This is a genomic window from Collinsella aerofaciens, assembly GCF_015556945.1.
GTDB lineage: Bacteria > Actinomycetota > Coriobacteriia > Coriobacteriales > Coriobacteriaceae > Collinsella > Collinsella aerofaciens_AO.
This window is the reverse complement of sequence record NZ_JADNNH010000006.1, coordinates 59100-80235: the sequence shown is the minus strand read 5'-3', so window position 1 is coordinate 80235 and position 21136 is coordinate 59100. Positions and strand designations below refer to the sequence as shown.

Sequence of the window (21136 nt, the reverse complement as noted above, 5' to 3'; positions counted from 1 at the left end):
TTCCGCACGAGCCGAAGAGCACTTAATGTGCTCTTCGTGCGAGCAGGACTGTCCGCAGCAGCGAGCAAAGGTAAGAACGCCCCGCCCCAACCGAGATAACAAAGGAGCTGATATGTGCGATTGCACAGATCATAAGGACGAGATCCCTGCCTACGACGCGCAGGCCATTGAGTCCCGGTGGATGAAGGCCTGGGAGGACTCCAACCTCTTTGCCGTCGACACCGACGACAGCAAGCCCAAAAAGTACGTGCTCGAGATGTTCCCGTATCCGTCGGGCGACCTGCATATGGGCCACGCGCGCAACTATACCATCGGTGATGCCATGGCCCGTCAGGCCCGCATGCGCGGCTTTGACGTGCTGCATCCCATCGGCTTTGACGCCTTTGGCCTGCCCGCCGAGAACGCCGCCATCAAGCACAACACGCAGGCTGCCGCCTGGACGTATAAGAACATGGACCAGGCGCTTGCCACGATGAAGCGCATGGGCTTCTCCTACGATCTGGATCGCATGGTCAAGACCTGCAGCCCCGACTACTACCGCTGGGGTCAGTGGATCTTTGAGAAGATGTGGGAAAAGGGCCTGGTCTATCGCAAGAAGAACCCGGTCAACTGGTGCCCCACCTGCAAGACCGTTCTGGCTAACGAGCAGGTTACCGAGGGCAAGTGCTGGCGCTGTGGCACCGAGCCCGAGAAGCGCGACCTTGAGCAGTGGTACTACAAGATTACCGAGTACTCTCAGGAGCTGCTCGACGACTTGGAGAAGCTCCCCGGCTGGCCCGAGCGCGTCAAGCAGATGCAGGCCAACTGGATCGGTCGCTCCGAGGGCGCCGAGGTCGACTTTACCCTGTGCGACCAGGATGGCGAGCCCATCGAGGGCGATGAGGGCAAGATCACCGTCTTCACCACGCGTGCCGACACCCTCTTTGGCGTCTCCTTCTTTGTCCTGGCTCCCGAGTACGCTCGTCTGCACGAGCTCGTCGAGGGCACGGAGTACGAGGAGGCCGTCACCAAGATCGTCGAGGACTCCAAGCATATCTCTGCCGTCGAGCGTGCCCAGGGCACCATCGAGAAGCACGGTGCCTTTACCGGCCGCTATGTGGTGAACCCCGTCAACGGCGAGAAGGTCCCCGTGTGGGTTGCCGATTATGTCGTTGCCGACTACGGCACCGGTGCCGTCATGGCCGTTCCCTGCGGCGACCAGCGCGACTTTGAGTTTGCCCGCAAGTATGACCTTCCGATCGTGCCGATCATCCTGGACGATGACGACCGCGCTGCCGTCGAGGCCAGCGGTGAGACCATCGATACCTTCCATGCCGAGACCGTCGACTGGGACTGCGCCCACGCTGCTGAGGGCACGCTCGTCCAGTCCGGTAAGTACACCGGCATGCGCGGCGGTAAGCACTCCGAGGGCGAGGCTGCCATCGTGGCCGACCTCGAGGCCATGGGCTGCGGCCGTCGCAAGGTCGAGTTCCGTCTGCGCGACTGGCTCATCAGTCGCCAGCGCTATTGGGGCAACCCCATCCCGGCCATCCACTGCGAGCACTGCGGCATCGTGCCCGTGCCCGAGGATCAGCTGCCGGTGACGCTGCCCGAGAACCTGGACCTGGGCGCCGGCGAGACCCTCGCCGAGTGCAAGGAGTTCTACGAGACCACCTGCCCGGTCTGCGGTCGCCCGGCCAAGCGCGAGACCGATACCATGGACACCTTTACCTGCTCCAGCTGGTACTACCTGCGCTATACCGATCCGCACAACACCGAGCTGCCCTTCTCCCGTGAGGCCGCCGACCGTTGGATGCCCGTCGATAACTACATCGGCGGCATCGAGCACGCCATTCTGCACCTGCTCTACAGCCGCTTCTTTACCAAGGCACTGCGCGACCTGGGCCTGCTGAGTGTGGACGAGCCCTTCACCAACCTGCTGTGCCAGGGCATGGTCAAGGACGAGAACGGCGACACCATGTCCAAGTCCAAGGGCAATGTCGTGCCCCCGAGCTCGGTCATCGAGCCCTACGGCGCCGACACCATGCGTTTGGCGATCCTGTTTATCGCCCCGCCCGAGAAGGACTTCGACTGGGATCCCAAGGCTGTCGAGGGCGCTAACCGCTTCATCAAGCGCGCCTGGCGTATCGTTTGGCAGCTCGTCCAGTCCGGCGACGCCAACGTGGCCTTCGACAAGTCCGCGCTCGACGAGGTCGCGATGAAGCTCTATCGCGAGCGTCACCGCACCATCGCCAAGTGCACCGAGGACTTCGATCGCGGCCAGTTCAACACCGCCATCTCGGCCGTCATGGAGCTCGTCAACGCGGCGAGCGCCTACCTCAATGCCACCGAGGGTGCCGCCCGCGACAAGGCGCTGTGCTACGGCGTGGCCAAGGACATCGTGAGCGTCCTTGCCCCCATCTGCCCGTTCTGGGCCGACGAGTTGTGGCACGAGGCGCTCGGCTGCGAGGGCAACGCCTACACCGCCGCCTGGCCCGAGTTCGACCTGGCCGAGTCCGTTGAGGACACGGTGCAGATCGTGGTCCAGGTGCTCGGTAAGGTCCGCGGCCGCGTCGACGTGGCCCGCGATGCCTCCAATGAGGATATGCAGGCTGCCGCCGAGGCCGCCGTCGCCAAGTGGCTTGAGGGCAAGACGGTCGTCAAGGCCATCTGCGTGCCCGGCAAGCTGGTCAACCTGGTGGTCAAGTAAGTACTGCGCGCAAAGCTGACGCATAAAAGACGAGGGGCGATCCGGTTGGGTCGTCCCTCGTCTTGTGTTTTATGCCCTGCTTAGTCAGCGCGTCGCACCTTCTTCTATGGGATGTGTACCAGGTCCCTAAAGTAAACGTTGCCCGTTGCCTCTTCGAACATCCAAATGTTGAGGTAGATATCGTTGAGGTCGTTGTTCACATCAAAGTCCGGATCGTCGAAGGTGCCCACAAAGGTGAGCATGGCGCGCGTTTCTTCTCCAGCGGCGACCGGTTGGCGCATGCGTACGTCGCGGACCTTACCGTTGACGTAGGCATAGGAGTCCACATCGCCAAACATCATGTCGACACCGGTGTTGTTGGACACCGTAAAGACGAGCGCGGCGTCGCCGTAGCCGTCGGTGTCCTTGCCCACGCAGGTGACGTGGACGTTTTCGTCTGCCTCAAGGTCGATGGGGAACTGTTCTTGGGAATCGGGACCCAGGCCCTGGGGATCGACGATGTCTTCGTTTATTTTGTCGAAGCTCTCCGATGGCGTCGTTTTCTCGATGGCTTTGGTGCTGCCAGGGTTCGGTTCGCATGTTCCGGTTTTGCCATTTGCGTTGCCGCAGCCCACGAGGACCAACGAGCATGTTGCGATGGCGAGCGCAGTCATGCAGAGGGTGTCTAGGCGTTTCATAGGCGCCTCCTTGCCGTAGAGGATTTGAAAAGGTTCGTCCTTGCGCGACTTGCTGGCTGGCTTGTTGCAGAATGTCCCTTAGCGTAAGTCTGAACGATAGGGGCTCGGGGAGGAATGCCCTTGGGGTCCGAACGGGCCTGTGGATTGGGACGCATGGCCCGTTTTGGGGCTGTTGAGGGTGCGCCGCATGGGGTTCCTCGACCAATTGTCCTATTCTTGTGGAGAAGCTGTGCGCACGCTGACCTGCAGATTCGTACTGTGCTTGCACGTTTCCGCAGCTATTGTTATAGTTTGCTTGCAAATGAAGTTGTAATTGAAAGAAGTGGGGTTTCGGCCCCGCTTCTTTTTTGTATGGATGGAGGTGCCGCAATGGTCAAGACCAAGACCGAGCAGGCGATCATCGACGCGCTCGAGGCCGTCGCCCCCCAGCACGATGTCGACATCGTCGACGTCGAGCTCGTGGGTGCCACCAAGGCCCCCTGCGTGCGCGTGCGTATCGAGGGTGCCGAGGGTCAGAGCCTGTCGCTCAACGACGTCACGGCCAACACCAAGTGGGTCGGCGATGTGATTGAGGAGCTCGATCCCATCTCTTCGAGCTATACGCTCGAGGTGTCGAGCCCGGGCATGGCGCGCCCGCTGCGCCGCCCGTGCGACTTTGCCCGCTTTGTGGGCGAGAATTGTGAGCTCACCTCCACCGCCACCGAGGGCCGTCGCAAGTACGCCGGCAAGATTGCCGCCGCCACCGAGACGAACGTGACCCTCGAGCTCGAGGACGGCGAGTCCGTTACCCTCGATTTCTCTGATGTTAAAAAGTGCAAGTTGAAGCCCACCTACGGCTTCAAGCCCGCGAAGGAAGGAAAGTAAGATGGCAGCATCCGACATGATGTCCGCCCTGATGGAGCTTTGCCAGGAGAAGCACATCGACCAGCTCTACTTGATCGACCGCCTGGAGCAGTCGCTCGCCAAGAGCTATGCCGAGATCCTGCATCTTGAGTGGGGCGCCAAGGTGACCATCGACCGCACCACCGGCAAGATCTACGTCTACCGCCTGGAGCCGATCGACGATTCCATGGACGAGGAGGGCAACTTCACCGAGTTCGAGGAGATCGACGTCACCCCCAAGAATACGAGCCGCATCGCTGCCCAGCACGCCAAGGCCGAGATCAACGCCATCGTGCGTAACTCCGCCCGCGAGCAGATCTACGAGGAGTTCTCCGGCCGCATCGGTGACCTCATCAGCGGTACCGTGCTGCAGTCCACGCCCGACTTCACGATCGTCAAGATTCGCGAGGGCGTCGAGGCCGAGCTGCCGCACTTCGACCAGCGCCGTTACGAGAACGAGCGCAACGAGCGTCCGATGGGCGAGCGCTACCTGCACAACCAGCACATCAAGGCCGTGATCATCGACGTTCGCGACCCCAACTCCAACCTGCAGCCGGTTCGTGGCGAGCACAGCCGTCCGCCGATTGTCATCTCCCGTACCCACCCCGAGCTCATGCGTCGTCTGTTTGAGCAGGAGGTGCCCGAGATCTATGAGGGCACCGTCCAGATCAAGTCGATCGCCCGCGAGCCCGGCCAGCGCTCCAAGGTTGCCGTCCACTCGCTCGACGACCGTCTGGATCCCGTGGGCGCCTGCGTCGGCCCCAAGGGCAGCCGTGTTCGCGCTGTCGTGGGCGAGCTCCGTGGCGAGCGCGTCGACGTCATCCTGTGGGATGCCGATCCTGCCGTCTACGTCGCCAACGCCCTGTCGCCCGCCAAGGTCACCCGTGTCCTCATCGACGAGGAGAAGGCCTACGCCGGCGTGATCGTGCCCGACGACCAGCTTTCGCTCGCCATCGGCAAGGAGGGTCAGAACGCCCGCCTCGCCGCTCGCCTGACCGGCTGGCACATCGACATCAAGTCCGAGACCCTTGCCGCCGACATCCTCAAGAACGTTCCCGTTCACGAGGAGCCCGCCGCCGACCTGATCGGTGACGAGGAGGACGACGACGTCCGTCGCTGCGAGTACGTGTCCGAGGACGGCATCCAGTGCCGCAACCAGGCCCGTCCGGGCTCCCGTTTCTGCGGTGTTCACGACACCGACGCCTTCGATGATGCGGAGGACCTGATCTAGCGCGCGGTCGCGTCGGGCGGGTCCCGGCGCATCTCCCACGCTCGTTCAGTCTCTAGGCACCCAAGGTGCCAGAAAGGGTAGGTGAAGTCATATGGCAAAAGTCCGTGTGTCCACCCTGGCCAAAGAGTTCGGCATGACCTCCAAGGAACTGATGGGTCATCTCGCCGAAATGAAGATTCCCGCTAAGTCCGCTTCCTCCGCCCTGGAGGATGCCTACGTCGCCATGGTCCGCAAGCAGCTCGCCTCGGTGATCGAGGCCCGCGCCCAGGAAGTAGAGGCCGCCAAGCAGGCCGAGGAGCAGGCAGCTGCCGCCGAGGAGGCCGCACGCGCTGCCGAGGCCGAGCGCGAGCGCATCGCCGCCGAGAAGGCCCGCGAGGAGGAGCGTCGCCAGTTTGCCGCAGCCCAGGCTGCCGAGGAGGCTGCCCGCGCCGAGGCCGAGGCCAAGAAGAAGGCCGAGCAGGAGCGCCTTGCCCGCGAGAAGGAGGAGGCTGCCCGCGAGGCCCAGCGCCGCGCCGTTCCCGCTTCCGACTCCGGTTCGCGTTTCCGTTCGCTGCTCGACCAGATCGCCGCACAGGAGACCGTGCTCAAGGAGAAGAAGGACGCCGAGGACAAGGCCAAGGCCGAGCGCGCCGCCGAGCGCGGCAACCGTCGTGGCGGCAACTACGACCGTCGCGGTGGCCGTCGTAACGACCGCAACGCCTCCGACAGCAACTCCGAGCGCAACGCCTCCGAGAGCCGTCCGCACAGCCATCGCACCAACGCCAGTAACAACGTCGCTGCCGGCATGGACTTCCCCAACCCCGACAAGCAGGGCAAGGGCAAGAAGCGCAAGGGCGGTCACGGCAACGATGAGGACCACTACAGCCGCATGGCGCGTGAGGCCGAGGAGTACAGCCGCGAGAAGGTGCTCGAGGAGGCCCGCGCCGCCGTCGAGGAGGCCTCTCGCGAGTCCACCGGTCGCCGCAAGAAGCGCAAGGAGAAGCGCGAGCGCGAGGCTGCTAAGGCTCAGGAGGAGCGCAAGATTGAGGAGGCGCTGGCCCAGGGCGTGAACCCCGAGGAGCTCGACGCCATCAAGGTCTCCCAGGGCGTTACCGTCCAGGAGCTCGCCGAGGCGCTCGACGTTCCGGCCAACGACATCATCAAGCGCCTGTTCCTGCTGGGCACGCCGCTTACGATGACGCAGTCCATGTCCGACGACCTCGTCGAGCTCGTCGCCGACGACCTGGGCCGTCAGATCAAGATCATCACCCCCGAGGAGGAGAACACCTTCTCGTTCTACGACGATCCCGCCGACCTCAAGCCTCGCGCCCCGGTCGTCACCGTCATGGGCCACGTCGACCACGGCAAGACGTCGCTGCTCGACGCCATCCGCCACACCGGCGTCGCTGCCGGCGAGGCGGGCGGCATTACGCAGGCCATCGGCGCTTCGCAGGTCATGATCAACGACCGCAAGATCACCTTCATCGATACCCCTGGTCACGCCACCTTTACGGCCATGCGTGCCCGCGGCGCCAAGGTGACCGACATCGTCATTCTGATCGTGGCTGCCGACGACGGCGTCATGCCCCAGACCATCGAGTCGATCAACCACGCCAAGGCCGCCGGCGTACCCATCGTCGTCGCCGTCAACAAGATCGATAAGCCGGGCGCCAACCCCGACCGCGTGCGCCAGGAGCTCACCGAGTACGGCATCATCCCCGAGGAGTGGGGCGGACAGAACATGTTCGTCAACATCTCGGCCAAGCAGAAGATCGGTATCGACGACCTGCTCGAGACCGTGCTGCTCCAGGCCGACGTGCTCGAGCTCAAGGCCAACCCCGATACGTTCGCATCGGGCAACGTCCTCGAGGCTAAGCTCGACAAGGGCCGCGGCTCGGTTGCCACCGTGCTCGTGACCCGCGGTACCCTGCACGTGGGCGACACGCTGGTCGCCGGCCTCACCTATGGCCGCGTCCGTGCCATGCTCGACCCCAAGGGCAACGCCGTCACCGAGGCCGGTCCCTCCGACGCCGTCGAGATCTTGGGCCTGCAGTCCGTCCCCAACGCCGGCGACGAGTTCCGCGTATTCGAGGACGAGCGCGAGGCTCGTGCGCTGGCTGACGAGCGTTCGCTCAAGGCCCGTATCGAGGAGCAGAGTCGCGTCAAGCACGTCACGCTCGAGAACCTCTTCGAGACCATCGCCGACGCCGAGGTCAAGGAGCTCAACCTGATCATCAAGGCCGACGTCCAGGGTTCCATCGAGGCCCTTCAGGACTCCCTCGACAAGATGGATCAGTCCGAGGTGCGCATCAACACGATCCACTCCGCCGTTGGTGCCATCAACGAGACCGACGTGGTCCTGGCCGACGCCTCCAACGCCATCATCATCGGCTTTGGCGTTCGTCCCGACGGCAAGGCCCGCTCCGCCGCCGAGCGCGAGGGCGTCGAGATCCGTTGCTACGACGTCATCTACAAGTGCCTCGAGGACCTCGACGCTGCCCGTATCGGCATGCTCAAGCCCACCGAGGTTGAGGTCTCCACGGGTACCGCGACCGTCCTGGACACCTTCAAGGTGCCCAAAGTCGGCATCGCCGCCGGTGTCCGCGTCGAAGAGGGTGAAATCGCCGCGACCGATTCCGTGCGCCTGGTGCGCGACGGTATCGTGGTCTTCAACGGCAAGATTGCCTCGATGCGTCACTACAAGGATGAGGCCAAGAGCCTCAAGAGCGGTTCCGAGGGCGGCATTGGCCTGGAGAACTTCCAGGACATCAAGCCCGGCGACCAGATCGAGGGTTACCGCATCGACCAGGTTGCCCGTACCGAGTAGGGGGTAGCGCTATGAAGCAAACGCAGGCAACCCGCCGACTGGGCGAGCAGCTTCGCGAGAAGCTCGGTTATATCCTGCTCTTTGAGGTTTCCGATCCGCGCCTCGACCTGGTCACCCTGACTGCGGTCGAGGTCGCGGTGGACCGTTCGTTCGCGCGCGTATACGTGTCGTGCGATGCGAGCCGCTACGACGAGGTCATGGAGGCGCTCGCCAGCGCCAAAGGCCGTATTCGCAGCCTGTTGGCTCGCTCGCTCGATTGGCGTGTCACGCCCGAGCTCGATTTTCGCATCGATCGCTCGACCGATGAGGCCGAGCGCATCACGCGTGCGCTGGAAAACGTTCCGGCCACGCTGGCGATCGAAAAGGACGAGGACGGCTATCCCATAGCGGATGCCGCCCAGGAGGCAGCTTTAGATGACTAATTCCGCTGATCTCGCCGCTGGCGAGTCTGCAGATATTACGCGACGCATCCTCGAGCTCATCGAGGGTGCGTCCTCCATTGCGATTTCGGGACATACGTCTCCCGATGGTGACGCCCTGGGCTCCGTGCTGGGTCTGGGCTTATCGCTTATGAAGTTTTTCCCCAACAAGGACATTGCGCTGCTGCTGGCAGACGATGATCCGGTGCCGCGCATCTACCGCTTTATGGAGGGCGCCGATCGCTTGGTGCCCGCATCTGCGTATGCCGGCAATCCGGACCTGTTTATCTCGGTGGATGTGCCGGTCGTCGAGCGCCTCAACAACTCGGCCGAGGTACTTCGTCGCTCCAAGCATGTGGTGTGCTTCGATCACCATCCGGCGCGCGAGGAGTTTACCGAGCTGAGCCTGAGGCGTGTCGATGCCGCGGCCTGCGCCATGATTATCGACCGTTTCTTGGATAATTGCGGCATCGTCGGCCGTGATGGCGTTGCGACTTGCTTGCTGTGCGGCTTGGTGACCGACACCGGTCGTTTCCAGTACCAGAACGCCGATGCTGCCGCGTTCCACGCGGCTTCGCGCCTGGTAGCACATGGTGCCGATCCGGCTCGTGTCGCGCTCGAGGTCTACCAGAGCATGCGCGTCGAGTTTTTGCACCTCAAGTCTATTGTCATGGGCCGTATTAAGACGGTCGCGCACGGGCGCGTGGCGTATAGCTATGCCTTCCAGAGCGACCTTGAGGCCTGCGGCGTCACCTCGGATGAATGTGACGGTCTGGTCGATGTGGTGCGTTCGGTAATGGGCGTCGAGGTATGTCTGTTCTTAAAGGGCATCGACGGCGATACCAAGGTGCGCGGCAACCTGCGCTCCAAGGGTGACCTCGATGTGTCCCAGATCGCTGCCAACTTTGGCGGTGGCGGGCATCATGCCGCCGCCGGCTTTACCAACAACGGAACGATTCGCGAGACGCTCGCCGTGGCACTTCCCATGCTGGCCGAGCTGGTGGGGGAGGATCCCGCTTCGGTGACCGTCGAGCTCTAACTTTTTGGATGGTACATGGCTCGTCGTACGCCTTCTCAATTGAATATGCTGCTCGCCGTCGATAAACCGGTGGGCTGCACGTCCCACGACGTGGTCTCACAATGCCGACGCGCCCTCCATGAGCGGCGCGTCGGTCATGCCGGCACGCTCGACCCCATGGCATCCGGCGTCATGGTGGTGGGCGTGGGTCAGGCCACGCGTCTGCTGGGCATGCTCACCCTCGACACGAAAAGCTACGTCGCCGACATTTCGTTTGGCGTCGAGACCAATACCGACGATGCGGAGGGCGAGGCCGCTCGCACCGTTTCCGTTGCCCCCGAGCTGCACGACATGGCCTACGCCCGTGAACAGCTGGCTGCTATGCTGGGGCCGCAGATGCAGGTCCCGCCGGCATTCTCGGCCATCTCGGTCAACGGCGTTCGCGCGTACAAGTCTGCGCGTGAGGGCAATGCCGTTGACCTGCCCCCGCGTCCCGTCGAGGTGTATGCCGCCGATCTGATCGCCATGAGCGGCGAGGCCGATACGTGTGTTTGGACCGTGGCATTCTCGGTAAGTAAGGGCACCTATATCCGTGCGCTTGCCCGTGACCTGGGTCGTGCGTGCGATAGCGCCGCGCACATTTCCGCGCTACGCCGGACGGCATCCGGCGTGGTTTCCATTGGTGTCTGTCACTCGGTGGAGGAGCTCTCTCCCGAGTCTGCGGCCGGCTTTGCGTTGGACCCCATCGCGGCCCTGGGCGCCACGCGTGTCGACTTGCCGGGCAACCTTGCCGATGACCTGCTCTGCGGCAGGCGCATTCCCGTTGACCGCGCGCTTATCGACTTCGATGCTTCGAAGGCGCCGTTTGCGCTGGTGCTCGATGGTGGGCTCAAGGCGCTTGCCCGCATTGAGGACGGTCGCTTTGTGATGGAGCACGTGTTTCCGCAGACAATTGGCGGTGTTCGATGATGCTGGCCCCCCACGAGCTCGCGCGTATCTTTTTCGCGGGCGAGTCGGGCGAGGCGCGCATCGTTCCCGCCGCCGCGTTTGATGGGTGCGGGCGTTTAGGTGCTGCCTCGATTGGCATCGGCGTGTTCGATGGAGTGCATCGGGGACACCGCGAACTTATTGACGCGGTGGTTCGCGACGCCCGTGCCCATAACTGCCTCGCAGTTGTTGTCACCTTCGATCCCGATCCGGACGTCGTGGTGAGTCCTTCGCCCGCTCAAAAACTGATGACGACGGCCGACCGCCTGCATGCCCTGGCTCTCACCGGGGTCGATGCGGTTGTTGCCGTTCCTTTTACGCCTGCGGTGGCGGCACTCGATCATGTCGGTTTTCTCTCGCTGCTGTCGCGCGTTGTCGACATCCGCTCGATTCGCGTGGGCAGCGACTTTAGACTCGGCCATGGCGGAGCTTCGGGCGTTGCCGAGATGCAGGTATGGGGTGCCGAGCGCGGTGTTGATGTCTATGGCCACGAGCTGCTGTGCGTTGATGGCCAGACGATCTGCGCCACCCGTATTCGCCAGGAGCTGCGCCAGGGTCATGTTGAGCTTGCCGCCGAGTTGCTCGGACGTCCGTACATGCTGCGCGGCGTCGTTGCCGGCGGTCGTCATCAGGGCTCTGACATGGGCTTTCCCACGGCAAACATTCAGGTGCCCGATGGCATTCAGGTGCCTGCCGATGGCGTTTACGAGGGCCTCGTGCTGGTCGACGATACCGTATGGCCCGCTGCCGTCAACGTGGGCCTGCCGCCGACGTATGCCGACGACGCCGCCTCGGCGCATCTGGAGGCTAATTTGATTGGGTATACGGGCGACTTGTACGGTGCGTCCGTTTCGCTGGCGTTTACGCGCTGGCTGCGCCCGTCGCGCGTGTTCGATTCGCTGGACGAGTTGATCGCGACCGTCGAGGGCAATATTGACGATATTCGCCACAACTTGGGTGAGCAGGAGGTGAGCATCCGTGATTAGCGATGAGGAAAAAGACCAGGTACGCGCCGCGTCCGACCTGGTTGCTATCGTGCAGGAAACGGTTGAGCTCAAGCCCCGAGGCCACGAGTTTTGGGGCTGCTGCCCTTTCCATGGCGAAAAGACGCCGTCCTTTCACATTATCCCTGCCACGCAGGTGTGGCATTGCTTTGGCTGCGGTGAGGGCGGCGACGTCTTCACCTATATTATGAAGCGCGAAAACCTGAGCTTTCCCGAGTCGATACGCTACCTTGCCGATCGTGCCGGCATTGAGCTACACGATACCGGCGCCCGTCGCGAGCGTGGCACCAAGCGTGCTCGCATCTACGACCTATGCGCCGAGACGGCTCAGTTCTACCACACCATGCTCATGCGCGGTAAGGACGGCCGGCCGCGTGAGTACTTTGCCAGCCGCGGTATGGGCGGCGATGTCTGTCGCCGTTACTGTCTGGGCTTTGCACCGGGTCGCAACATGTTGGTGGCTCATCTGTCGCAGGCGGGCTTTACCCCGCAGGAGATGATCGACGCCAACGTGGCTGTCAGCCGCGGGCGCGGACAGCTTGCCGACCGCTTTTACGACCGCGTGATGTTCCCTATTTTTGATGAGCAGGGGCATAACATCGCCTTTGGCGGGCGCATCATGGGTGACGGTCAGCCTAAGTACCTCAACACCGCCGAGACGAGCGTGTTCCATAAAAAGCGAAACCTCTATGGTTTTAACTGGGCCAAGGAGTTTATCGTCGCGCAAGATACCGCCATCGTGGTTGAGGGCTATACCGACTGCATCGCCTGCTGGGAGGCGGGGATCAAAAACGTCGTCGCCACGCTGGGCACGGCGCTGACGGAACATCATGTAAAGACGCTCACCCGTTTTGCCAAGCGCATTGTATATATGTTCGATGGCGACGCCGCCGGCCAAAAGGCTGCCCGACGCGCGATTCAGTTTATCGAGCAGGATTCGATGGACCTTCGCTGCGTGGTCCTGCCCGACGGCAACGATCCCATGGAGTTCATCACGGCGCACGGCGGAGAGGAGCTGCAGAAACGCATTGACGCCGCCGAGCCGCTCATGGACTTCGTGTACCGTTCGCTGCAGGAGTCGAGCGATATTACCACGCCGGGCGGTCGCGCCAAGGCGCTCGAAGATGCTCTGACGCTTATCTATCCGCTGCGCGACAGCTACATGATCGACACGTACTTTATCCAGATTGCCGACCTGTTGGGTTTGGATCTGGAGACGGTGCGCGCGAGCTCGGGCCGCGTGTTTCGCGAAGTCGCCAAGCGCGAGGATGCGGAGCGCCGCCGTGAGCAGAGCTATGAGCGCCAGAGGGCACAGGCCGAGCGCTCCGGAAACGCAGGCGGTCGGGCGTCTGGTTCGCAGGGGGCGCCTCGCGGCGCTTGGGCGTCGGGTGCGACGCCGCCGGTCTCTGCGCCGGTCGAGGAGGAGCCGTACGACTACGTTCCGCTCGACGCCTATGGCGCCGCGCCGGTAGAGGTTGACGACGACCTGCCTCCGATTGATGTGCCGACGGGGATGGATGGTGCGATTTCGGTTGCCGATGCTTCGGCTGGCCCCGCAGCTCCGGCGATGCCGATCGTGCTCACCGATCTGGAGCGGAAGTCGCTGGCGGGGGAGCGCGAGTTGCTGACGATGCTCACCAGCTACCCCGACTTGTTCCGCACGTATGCCGATCGCATCTGCTCCATCGAGTGGGTCGACCCGCGTCACGAGTCGATTGCATGGGCCGTACTGGCGACGCCCCCGGGCACCGATCCTGCGGCCTGCATGGATGCGGCTCGCGCGGTATGTCCCGAGGCGGCATCGCTTGTCAGTGCCGGACGCATCTCGGCGACAAGCAAACACCCCACCGAGACGAACATCGTCTTTATGCTTGACACGCTCGAGCTCTATACCATCAAGCGCCGCATGCGATCCGCACAGGCTAAGCTGCGCCGGGACCATTCGCTCGATGACGAGGCGCGGCGTGTGCTGACCATGCAGGCGGTGCAGGACACGCAGCGTCAGCGCGAACTCGAAAAGTCGATTGGCGGCGTGGCCGACCCGTTCCGTTTGATCGGTTTGGAGACTGCGGGCGCCGACCAGGCCTAGATGTTGTGGTCAACCAGCGTATTCTCGCCTATATCCAGACCTCTTTTTGGGTATAGACGTCACTGCGTGTGCTAAAGTATTGACTCCTGTGGACTATGAAGGGAGAATCTGTGCCAAAAAAGACTGAGAGCACGGGTACTGGGCTGGAATCCTACGTTGCAAAGCTCATGGGCAACGGCTCAAACAGGACTTCGGTAACCGAGGACGAGATTCAGGTCGCCCTGAAGGATATCGATGTAACTGACGAGCAGCTCACCGCGGTGTATTCCGCGCTGCGCAACAGCGGCATCCAGATTATCTCCGCGAGCGGTAACGACGACGCCCCCATGGACGATGACGATAACGATACCGATACCGACGACTTTGGTGACGACGACGAGCACGATTCCGGCTCGCTCGACGATCACGAGCTCAAGATGGCCCGTCAGGCCGATGCCGAGATGGGCTCCTCCAAGAGCAAGAAGAAGCGCACCGTGCGCACGTCCCGTTCGCGTTCGCGCGTGCGCGGTATCGACGCCTCCACGGTGATGCTGACCGGCGACCCCGTCCGCATGTACCTCAAAGAGATCGGCAAGGTCGACCTGCTGACCGCCTCCGAAGAGGTCGATCTGGCTATGAAGATTGAGGCGGGTCTCGAAGCCACTGAGAAGCTCGAGGCCGCCGAGGCGGGTGAGCTTGAGCTCACTCGTTCCGAGATGCGTCGTCTGACCCGTATCGAGAATGTCGGTCTTGAGGCCAAGCAGGCGCTCATTAGCGCCAACCTGCGTCTGGTCGTCTCCATCGCCAAGCGCTATGTCGGTCGCGGCATGCTGTTCCTGGACCTGATCCAGGAGGGCAACCTCGGTCTGATTCGCGCCGTCGAGAAGTTCGACTACCAGAAGGGCTTTAAGTTCTCCACGTACGCCACGTGGTGGATCCGTCAGGCCATTACGCGTGCTATCGCCGACCAGGCCCGTACCATCCGTATTCCCGTGCACATGGTCGAGACCATCAACAAGCTCGTCCGCGTGCAGCGCCAGCTCCTCCAGGACCTGGGTCGCGACCCGACTCCCGAGGAGATCGGTGCCGAGATGGACATGAGCGCCGATCGTGTCCGCGAGATCCAGAAGATTTCGCAGGAGCCCGTGTCGCTCGAAACTCCTATTGGCGAGGAAGAGGATTCCCAGCTGGGCGACTTTATCGAGGACTCCCAGGCCATCGTTCCGCCCGATGCGGCCAGCTTCTCCATGCTGCAGGAGCAGCTCACCCAGGTGCTCGATTCGCTTGCCGACCGCGAGCGCAAGGTTATTGAGCTGCGCTTTGGCCTTGTTGACGGACATCCCCGCACGCTCGAGGAAGTCGGCCGCGAGTTTGGCGTCACGCGCGAGCGCATCCGCCAGATCGAGTCCAAGACCCTGGCCAAGCTCCGCCACCCGAGTCGCAGCAGCAAGCTCAAAGACTATATCGAAAGCTAGTCAAGCAAAAGGCGCCCTCAAGCACATCCGCTCGGGGGCGCTTTCATGTAGTCGTTGGGGACGTTCTTGAATGACTAGTCGTTTAAGAACGTCCCCAACGACTAGGTCGGAAAATTTCTTAAAAAAGTTCTTGCCCTAAGCTGATTCGTCCGTATAATAAACTTCGTTGCTTGAGAGCACGCACCTATTCCTCGGTAGCTCAATGGTAGAGCACGCGGCTGTTAACCGCGCTGTTGTAGGTTCGAGTCCTACCCGGGGAGCCAGGTTGTAAAACCCGTCGCTTATGCGGCGGGTTTTTTCATGCCGCGATCGCCGTTCGCGAACGTTACCGTATCAACATTTCGTGTCGAGGATGTAATCCCGAGGCCCGCCACCTCAACATGGCGCGGTCGTTGTAGAATATTGCAATGATTGCTCCCACGAGATGGTGCCGCGAGCACCAGATAAGGAGATTCTTGTGTCTGAGACCATTAACGGCAGCCTGAGCGTCTCGAACGACGTTATTGCTGATATTGCCGGTTATGCCGCGATGACGTGCTATGGCGTCGTCGGTATGGCTGAGCAGCTCCAGGGCGCCGAGAGCGTGCGCCTGCTTGCCGGTCAGCGCCTCCGCAAGGGCGTGCTTGTCTCCGCCGACGAGAACGGCCTTACGGTCGATCTTCACGTCGTGCTCGAGAACGGCGTCAACATGAAGTCCGTCTGCCACAATCTTTCGAGCTCCGTTGCCTTCACTCTGCAGGAGATCGCCCAGATCGATCCCGCCAGCCTTAAGATCGGCATCCACATCGACGCGCTCAAGAGCCGTCTGAACTAGCATCCGAAAACGGAGATTCAAATACCCATGATTGCAAAGACCATTCGCACCTGTTTTCCAATCGCTGCGGCTGCCGTTTCCGACAAGGCCGAGGAGATCAACAAGCTCAACGTCTTCCCCGTACCCGATGGCGATACCGGCACCAACATGTCGCTCACGCTCGCCTCGGTGACCAAGGAGCTTTCCGCCCTTCCTGCCGATGCCGACATGGAGGCCATCGCAGGCGCCATCACCCACGGCTCCCTTATGGGCGCCCGCGGTAACTCCGGCGTCATCACCTCGCAGATTCTGCGCGGCGTGGCCGAGGGCCTTGTCTCTGCCGATGAGCCCATTACGTCCGCCAACATTGCCTTCGCCTTCCGTCGCGCCGTCAAGGTCGCCTTCCAGGCTGTCCGCAAGCCCATCGAGGGCACGATCCTCACGGTCCTGCGCGATGTCTCGACCAAGGCCGATGAGTGCGAGAAGAAGAAGTTCTCGGCTGAGGATGCGCTCGATGCCATCGTCGTTGAGGCGTACCAGTCCGTCGCCCGCACACCCGATCTGTTGCCCGTTCTGAAGGAGAACGGCGTGGTCGACTCCGGCGCCTTTGGCTTCGCCATCTTCCTTGAGAACTTTGTGGCTGCAGCACTTGGCCGCAGTACCGTTGTCGAGGATTTCTCCGCCACGTTTGATTCCGCTGGCTCTGCCCGCGACGCGGCCCTTGGTCGCGTTGAGATCGAGGCCAACGACGATTGGGAGGGCTCGGAGTTCCGCTACTGCAACGAGTTCCTGTTTAAGGCCGACGCCCCGTTTGACGAGGACGAGTGCCTTAAGTTCCTGGGTTCCATGGGCGACTGCGAGCTACTCGTGGGCGCCTATCCCGACTACAAGATCCATGTGCACTCCAACACCCCCAACCTGGTGCTCGAGCACATGCTGCAGCTCGGTCAGATCTATGAGGTCTTTATCCACAACATGGAGATGGAGGCCCACGACCGTACCGCCAAGATCCACGAGGATCAGGAAAAGGCCGCCGAGCCCGCCAAGGCGCTGGGCTTTGTCGCCGTTGCCGCCGGTTCCGGCGAGGCCGACATCCTCAAGTCCCTCGGCGTCGACGTGATCGTGTCCGGTGGCCAGACTATGAATCCCTCGACCGCCGACCTGCTGGGCGCGGTGGACCAGGTCAACGCGACCTCGGTCATCATCTTGCCCAACAACGGCAACATCCGCATGGCCGCTGAGGCTGCTGCCTCAGCCTGCACCGACAAGAAGGTCGCCGTCGTTCCCACCAAGACCGTCCCGCAGGCCTTCTCCGCGCTGTTCGCGGTCCTGCCCGATTCCGAGCTCGAGGATGCCGTCGCCGCCATGGTCGACGCCATCAGCGAGGTCCGCGATGGCGAGGTCACCCGCGCCGTGCGCGACTCCAGTGCCTCTGACGGTTCTCCGATTCACTCCGGTGACGTCATGGGTATCATCGCCGGCTCCATCGACGTGGTCGGCTCCGACGTGAAGCAGGTCACGCTCGACTGCATCAACCGCATGCAGGAGGAAGAGGAGGGCGACGCGCTGACGATTCTGGCCGGCGAGGAGCTGTCCGATGAGGCCTTCCAGGAGATCGTCGACGCTATCGAGGAGGCTCAGCCCGATCTGGAGATTGACGCCCATCGTGGCGAGCAGCCGCTCTATCCCGTGATCTTCTCGATCGAGTAGGCAACTGCCCATGTCCGAGCTGTGCTCCGTGCCGCGCGTCTCGGAGCGCTTTGCCCAGAGCAATGCGCTCGACGAGGATATCGCGCGACTCAAATATGTTTCGGGTAAACGTGAGGAGGCCCTTCGCCGTCTGGGAATTCGGACGGTGGGGGACCTCCTTCTCCATATCCCTCATCGATATCTCGACTTTACGCGCTCCTGGTCCATTGAGATGGCTCCCATCGGTACCGTTTGCACGATTGTCGCCACGGTCGACCGTATCGTCCAAAAGCAGCCGCGTCCGCGCATGCAGGTGACCGAGGTCTCGCTTGTTGACGAGACGGGCGTGCTGCAGGTCGCCTTTTTCCGCCAGCCCTGGATTGCCCAGCAGCTTAAGCAGGGCGACCGCCTGGCCGTGATGGGTAAGGTCGAGTATGCCTACGGCTTTAAGCAGATGGCCTCGCCGCATTTCGAAAAGCTCGAGGACGGGCGTGCCGCGGGCACTATTCTGCCGGTCCATTACGTGAGCGATGGCGTGAGCCAGGCGTGGATGCGCCGCATCGTAAGCGGCGCGCTCGAGGTCGTCGGCAATCCGTTCGATCCCATTCCGGCACGCTTGCGCGTTAAGCGTCGCCTGATGAGCAACGCCCGTGCGATTCGATCGATCCACTTTCCCTCGAGCATGGCCGAGCGCGATATCGCGCGCGCACGGCTGGCATACGAGGAGTGCCTCTACCTGCAGCTGGCGCTGCGTCTGCGCAACGACGGCGGTCTGGTCGATGTGGTGCCCTATGCCCACACCGCGGGCGAGCACCTGGCCGCGCTCAAGCAGGCCCTGCCGTTTTCGCTGAGCGACGAGCAGGAGGCCGCATTCCAAGACATTCTGCACGACATGTGCGATGGCGGGCGCGTGATGAACCGCCTGCTGCTGGGCGATGTCGGTACCGGTAAGACCGCCGTTGCCGCCTGCGCGCTGGCTGTGGCTGCCGATAGCGGCACGCAGGCCTGTGTTATGGCGCCCACGGGCGTGCTGGCGCGCCAATATGCCGATAAGACCGGCCCTCTGCTCTCTCAGGCCGGCATGTCCTGGGCGCTTCTGACGGGTGCCACGCCGGCCGCAGAGCGCGAGCGCATCCATGCACAGCTGGAATCGGGCGAGCTTGACGTGCTCTTTGGCACCCATGCGGTGCTTTCGGATGACGTTGCGTTCAAGTATCTGTCGCTTGTCGTCATCGACGAGCAGCACCGGTTTGGCGTCGGCCAACGTAACGCCCTACGCGCGAAGGGCCCCGGTGCCGATCTGCTCGTTATGACGGCAACGCCAATCCCGCGTACGCTGGCGCTCTCGGTCTACGGCGACCTTGACACGAGCATCATCCGCCATCGACCTGTTCCGGGAGCGGGCGTCACGACGCGCGTGCTCACCGAGTCGAGCCGCGACCTGGCCTACGGCGCCATTCGCGAGGCGCACGAAAAGGGCCAGCAGGCCTATGTGATTTGCCCACTCGTGGAGCCGAGTGACTCGGCCGATGAGCTGGAAGACGTGCCCGGTATCGCCCGCGACGACGAGGGCCGCGTGACCGTGCCCGTGCCGCTGCACGATACGGCAACCGAGCTCGAACGACTGCGTCTGGCGTTGCCGGGACTTACCATCGAGCGCCTTCACGGCCGCATGCCGGCGGGGGAGAAGGACCGCGTGATCGATGCCTTCAAGCGCGGCGAGATCGACGTGCTCGTATCGACCACGGTGGTCGAGGTGGGCGTCGACGTGCCCAACGCCACCGTCATGGTCATCGAGAACGGTGAGCGCTTTGGCTTGGCGGCCCTGCACCAGCTGCGCGGTCGTGTGGGCCGCGGCAGCGTGTCGGGCACCTGCCTGGTCATGACGCACTCCAAGGGCAATGGCGGCGCCTCGGCGGCACAAGAACGTCTCCAGTCGCTCGAAAAGACCTCGGATGGCTTTACACTCGCCCAGATGGACCTGCGTCTGCGCCATGAAGGCGAGATCCTGGGTTATCGCCAGCATGGTGGTGTGACCCTGCGCTTTGTCGACCTGGATGCCGACGAGGAACTGATCGAGTGGGCCCATTTGGACGCGGTCGAGCTCTTGCGGTATGCTTGCACCCTTGACTCCGTGGCGACGCGCCCCCTGCGCGATGCGGTCGCCATGCGATATCGACACATTTTTAAGGAGGTCAGCGGAGGATGAGAATCATCGGCGGCGAATGGCGCGGTCGTAAGATCGAGGAGCCCCGTGGTCGCGATGTCACCCGCCCCACGACTGATCGCGTGCGCGAGGCGTGCGCATCTATGGTCATGTCGGCATTCGATTTCGATTTGGACGAGGTTCGTGTGCTGGACGCCTTTGGCGGCTCCGGTGCCTTAGGTATCGAGATGCTCTCTCGTGGGGCCCGCTCGCTCACGACGTTTGAGATCGATCGCAACGCCGCGCGGCTCATTACCAAGAATATCGAGTCGCTCTGCCGTGACCGCGCGCGTTGGCGCGTGGTCACGGGCGACATGCTGGCGAGCGCCTCGCGCGGCCGCGTGCCGGGTGGTCCCTTCGACTTGGTCCTGCTCGACCCGCCCTACGCATTTGGCGCCGAGCCGGTCGAGGAGCTGCTGCAGAATCTTGCCCAGCAGGGCCTGCTGACATCAGGTGCCTATGCCCTTTTTGAGCATGCCGCCGCCGACGCGGGCGCGCATCCGGCCGGCTTTGAGACCGTGCGCGAGAAGCGCTATGGCATCACTTCGGTCGACCTGCTGCGCTGGGCCGGCGATAGCAAGGACGGCGGCACTGATGCTAACGAAAATGACGAGGCAGTATCCCCGGAGGACGCCCATGAGTGACACTATTAATCGCGTGATCGTCCCGGGCACCTTCGATCCCATCACGTTTGGCCATATCGATGTGATCCGCCGTGCCCGCCGCATCTTTCCCAGCGTGATCGTCGCTGTTGCTGAGTCGCAAGGTAAAAACGGTGTAGGTACCACGTTTATGCTCGATGAGCGCGTGGCGCTGGCCCGCGAGGCGCTCGGCGATATCGACGGCGTCGAGGTCCTGCCCTTTACCGGCCTCTTGGTCGACTTCGCTCGTGAGCAGGGGGCGGGGGCCGTGGTCAAGGGTCTGCGCGCCATGACCGACTTTGAGTATGAGCTGCAGCAGGCCGACCTTAACTATCGCCTGGATAGCGAGCTGGAGTCCATCTTTGTCATGAGTGCGCCGCAGTACGGCTATATCTCGAGCTCGGTCGTTCGCCAGATCGCCTCGCTCGGCAGCGATGTATCGACGTTTGTCCCGTCCAACGTGGTCGAAGCGCTCAAACATCGCTTTTCGTGACGTTTCTTATTGCCTGGTGGCATGTGGTAAACTAGCACGATGATATGTTACCTATGAA

General features: G+C 62.7%; 16 protein-coding genes and 1 tRNA gene. 16 read left to right on the top strand and 1 reads right to left on the bottom strand.

Annotated features, from left to right (window positions below; genetic code table 11):
- The first annotated feature begins 112 nt into the window (after positions 1 to 112).
- Positions 113 to 2689, top strand: coding sequence for a leucine--tRNA ligase (gene leuS, locus I2F59_RS03055; protein WP_195503199.1), 2577 nt, complete (start codon positions 113 to 115; stop codon positions 2687 to 2689).
- A gap of 104 nt (positions 2690 to 2793) precedes the next feature.
- On the opposite strand, the gene I2F59_RS03050 is transcribed toward leuS, so the two are convergent.
- Entirely contained in the window at positions 2794 to 3366 is a 573-nt protein-coding gene (locus I2F59_RS03050) for a hypothetical protein (RefSeq protein WP_195503198.1), read from the bottom strand.
- Positions 3367 to 3735: 369 nt separating this feature from the next.
- On the opposite strand from I2F59_RS03050, the gene I2F59_RS03045 reads away from it, so the two are divergent.
- From I2F59_RS03045 to coaD, 15 genes are all read left to right on the top strand, one after another.
- Positions 3736 to 4230 carry a ribosome maturation factor RimP gene (locus I2F59_RS03045; protein ID WP_195503197.1) on the top strand — a complete coding sequence of 165 codons (495 nt, stop codon included), beginning with the start codon at positions 3736 to 3738 and terminating at the stop codon, positions 4228 to 4230.
- Position 4231: 1 nt separating this feature from the next.
- Entirely contained in the window at positions 4232 to 5479 is a 1248-nt protein-coding gene (nusA, locus tag I2F59_RS03040; RefSeq protein WP_195503196.1) for a transcription termination factor NusA, read from the top strand.
- Between the two features lie 91 nt (positions 5480 to 5570).
- Positions 5571 to 8285, top strand: coding sequence for a translation initiation factor IF-2 (infB, locus tag I2F59_RS03035; protein ID WP_195503195.1), 2715 nt, complete (start codon positions 5571 to 5573; stop codon positions 8283 to 8285).
- Between the two features lie 11 nt (positions 8286 to 8296).
- Complete coding sequence (rbfA, locus tag I2F59_RS03030; RefSeq protein WP_006234038.1) at positions 8297 to 8707, top strand: 30S ribosome-binding factor RbfA; 411 nt, start codon at positions 8297 to 8299, stop codon at positions 8705 to 8707.
- A complete protein-coding gene (locus I2F59_RS03025; protein WP_195503194.1) occupies positions 8700 to 9743 on the top strand; it encodes a DHH family phosphoesterase in 1044 nt (347 codons plus the stop codon). Before rbfA ends, I2F59_RS03025 begins: the two co-directional genes overlap by 8 nt.
- A 15-nt stretch (positions 9744 to 9758) precedes the next feature.
- Positions 9759 to 10691, top strand: coding sequence for a tRNA pseudouridine(55) synthase TruB (truB, locus tag I2F59_RS03020; RefSeq protein WP_195503193.1), 933 nt, complete (start codon positions 9759 to 9761; stop codon positions 10689 to 10691).
- Positions 10688 to 11695, top strand: coding sequence for a riboflavin biosynthesis protein RibF (gene ribF / locus I2F59_RS03015; RefSeq protein ID WP_229065299.1), 1008 nt, complete (start codon positions 10688 to 10690; stop codon positions 11693 to 11695). The genes truB and ribF overlap by 4 nt, the downstream gene beginning before the upstream one ends.
- Positions 11688 to 13802 (top strand): DNA primase, encoded by a 2115-nt coding sequence (dnaG, locus tag I2F59_RS03010; RefSeq protein ID WP_195503192.1) that lies wholly within the window; start codon positions 11688 to 11690, stop codon positions 13800 to 13802. The genes ribF and dnaG overlap by 8 nt, the downstream gene beginning before the upstream one ends.
- 110 nt (positions 13803 to 13912) lie before the next feature.
- Positions 13913 to 15256: an RNA polymerase sigma factor RpoD gene (rpoD, locus tag I2F59_RS03005; RefSeq protein ID WP_195503191.1), complete on the top strand. Its 1344-nt coding sequence runs from the start codon at positions 13913 to 13915 to the stop codon at positions 15254 to 15256.
- Positions 15257 to 15444: 188 nt separating this feature from the next.
- A tRNA-Asn gene (locus I2F59_RS03000) sits at positions 15445 to 15519 on the top strand.
- A 161-nt stretch (positions 15520 to 15680) separates the two neighbouring features.
- The gene (locus I2F59_RS02995; RefSeq protein WP_187361832.1) at positions 15681 to 16070 is read left to right on the top strand and encodes an Asp23/Gls24 family envelope stress response protein; all 390 of its coding nucleotides are present in this window, start codon (positions 15681 to 15683) and stop codon (positions 16068 to 16070) included.
- 27 nt (positions 16071 to 16097) lie between these two features.
- Positions 16098 to 17759 carry a DAK2 domain-containing protein gene (locus I2F59_RS02990; protein ID WP_006234030.1) on the top strand — a complete coding sequence of 554 codons (1662 nt, stop codon included), beginning with the start codon at positions 16098 to 16100 and terminating at the stop codon, positions 17757 to 17759.
- Between the two features lie 10 nt (positions 17760 to 17769).
- Entirely contained in the window at positions 17770 to 19947 is a 2178-nt protein-coding gene (gene recG, locus I2F59_RS02985) for an ATP-dependent DNA helicase RecG (protein ID WP_195503190.1), read from the top strand.
- Positions 19944 to 20588 carry a 16S rRNA (guanine(966)-N(2))-methyltransferase RsmD gene (rsmD, locus tag I2F59_RS02980; RefSeq protein ID WP_195503189.1) on the top strand — a complete coding sequence of 215 codons (645 nt, stop codon included), beginning with the start codon at positions 19944 to 19946 and terminating at the stop codon, positions 20586 to 20588. The genes recG and rsmD overlap by 4 nt, the downstream gene beginning before the upstream one ends.
- A complete protein-coding gene (gene coaD / locus I2F59_RS02975) occupies positions 20581 to 21078 on the top strand; it encodes a pantetheine-phosphate adenylyltransferase (RefSeq protein WP_195503188.1) in 498 nt (165 codons plus the stop codon). Before rsmD ends, coaD begins: the two co-directional genes overlap by 8 nt.
- Positions 21079 to 21136: the final 58 nt, after the last annotated feature.

What these genes read in the sequence shown, in the direction of transcription:
- leuS (WP_195503199.1), top strand. Translation starts at nt 113, where the DNA reads ATGTGCGATTGCACAGATCATAAGGACGAGATCCCTGCCTACGACGCG.
- I2F59_RS02995 (WP_187361832.1), top strand. Translation starts at nt 15,681, where the DNA reads ATGGTGCCGCGAGCACCAGATAAGGAGATTCTTGTGTCTGAGACCATT.
- rsmD (WP_195503189.1), top strand. Translation starts at nt 19,944, where the DNA reads ATGAGAATCATCGGCGGCGAATGGCGCGGTCGTAAGATCGAGGAGCCC.
- I2F59_RS02990 (WP_006234030.1), top strand. Translation starts at nt 16,098, where the DNA reads ATGATTGCAAAGACCATTCGCACCTGTTTTCCAATCGCTGCGGCTGCC.
- nusA (WP_195503196.1), top strand. Translation starts at nt 4,232, where the DNA reads ATGGCAGCATCCGACATGATGTCCGCCCTGATGGAGCTTTGCCAGGAG.
- truB (WP_195503193.1), top strand. Translation starts at nt 9,759, where the DNA reads ATGGCTCGTCGTACGCCTTCTCAATTGAATATGCTGCTCGCCGTCGAT.
- recG (WP_195503190.1), top strand. Translation starts at nt 17,770, where the DNA reads ATGTCCGAGCTGTGCTCCGTGCCGCGCGTCTCGGAGCGCTTTGCCCAG.
- I2F59_RS03045 (WP_195503197.1), top strand. Translation starts at nt 3,736, where the DNA reads ATGGTCAAGACCAAGACCGAGCAGGCGATCATCGACGCGCTCGAGGCC.
- coaD (WP_195503188.1), top strand. Translation starts at nt 20,581, where the DNA reads ATGAGTGACACTATTAATCGCGTGATCGTCCCGGGCACCTTCGATCCC.
- I2F59_RS03025 (WP_195503194.1), top strand. Translation starts at nt 8,700, where the DNA reads ATGACTAATTCCGCTGATCTCGCCGCTGGCGAGTCTGCAGATATTACG.
- ribF (WP_229065299.1), top strand. Translation starts at nt 10,688, where the DNA reads ATGATGCTGGCCCCCCACGAGCTCGCGCGTATCTTTTTCGCGGGCGAG.
- infB (WP_195503195.1), top strand. Translation starts at nt 5,571, where the DNA reads ATGGCAAAAGTCCGTGTGTCCACCCTGGCCAAAGAGTTCGGCATGACC.
- rbfA (WP_006234038.1), top strand. Translation starts at nt 8,297, where the DNA reads ATGAAGCAAACGCAGGCAACCCGCCGACTGGGCGAGCAGCTTCGCGAG.
- I2F59_RS03050 (WP_195503198.1), bottom strand. Translation starts at nt 3,366, where the DNA reads ATGAAACGCCTAGACACCCTCTGCATGACTGCGCTCGCCATCGCAACA.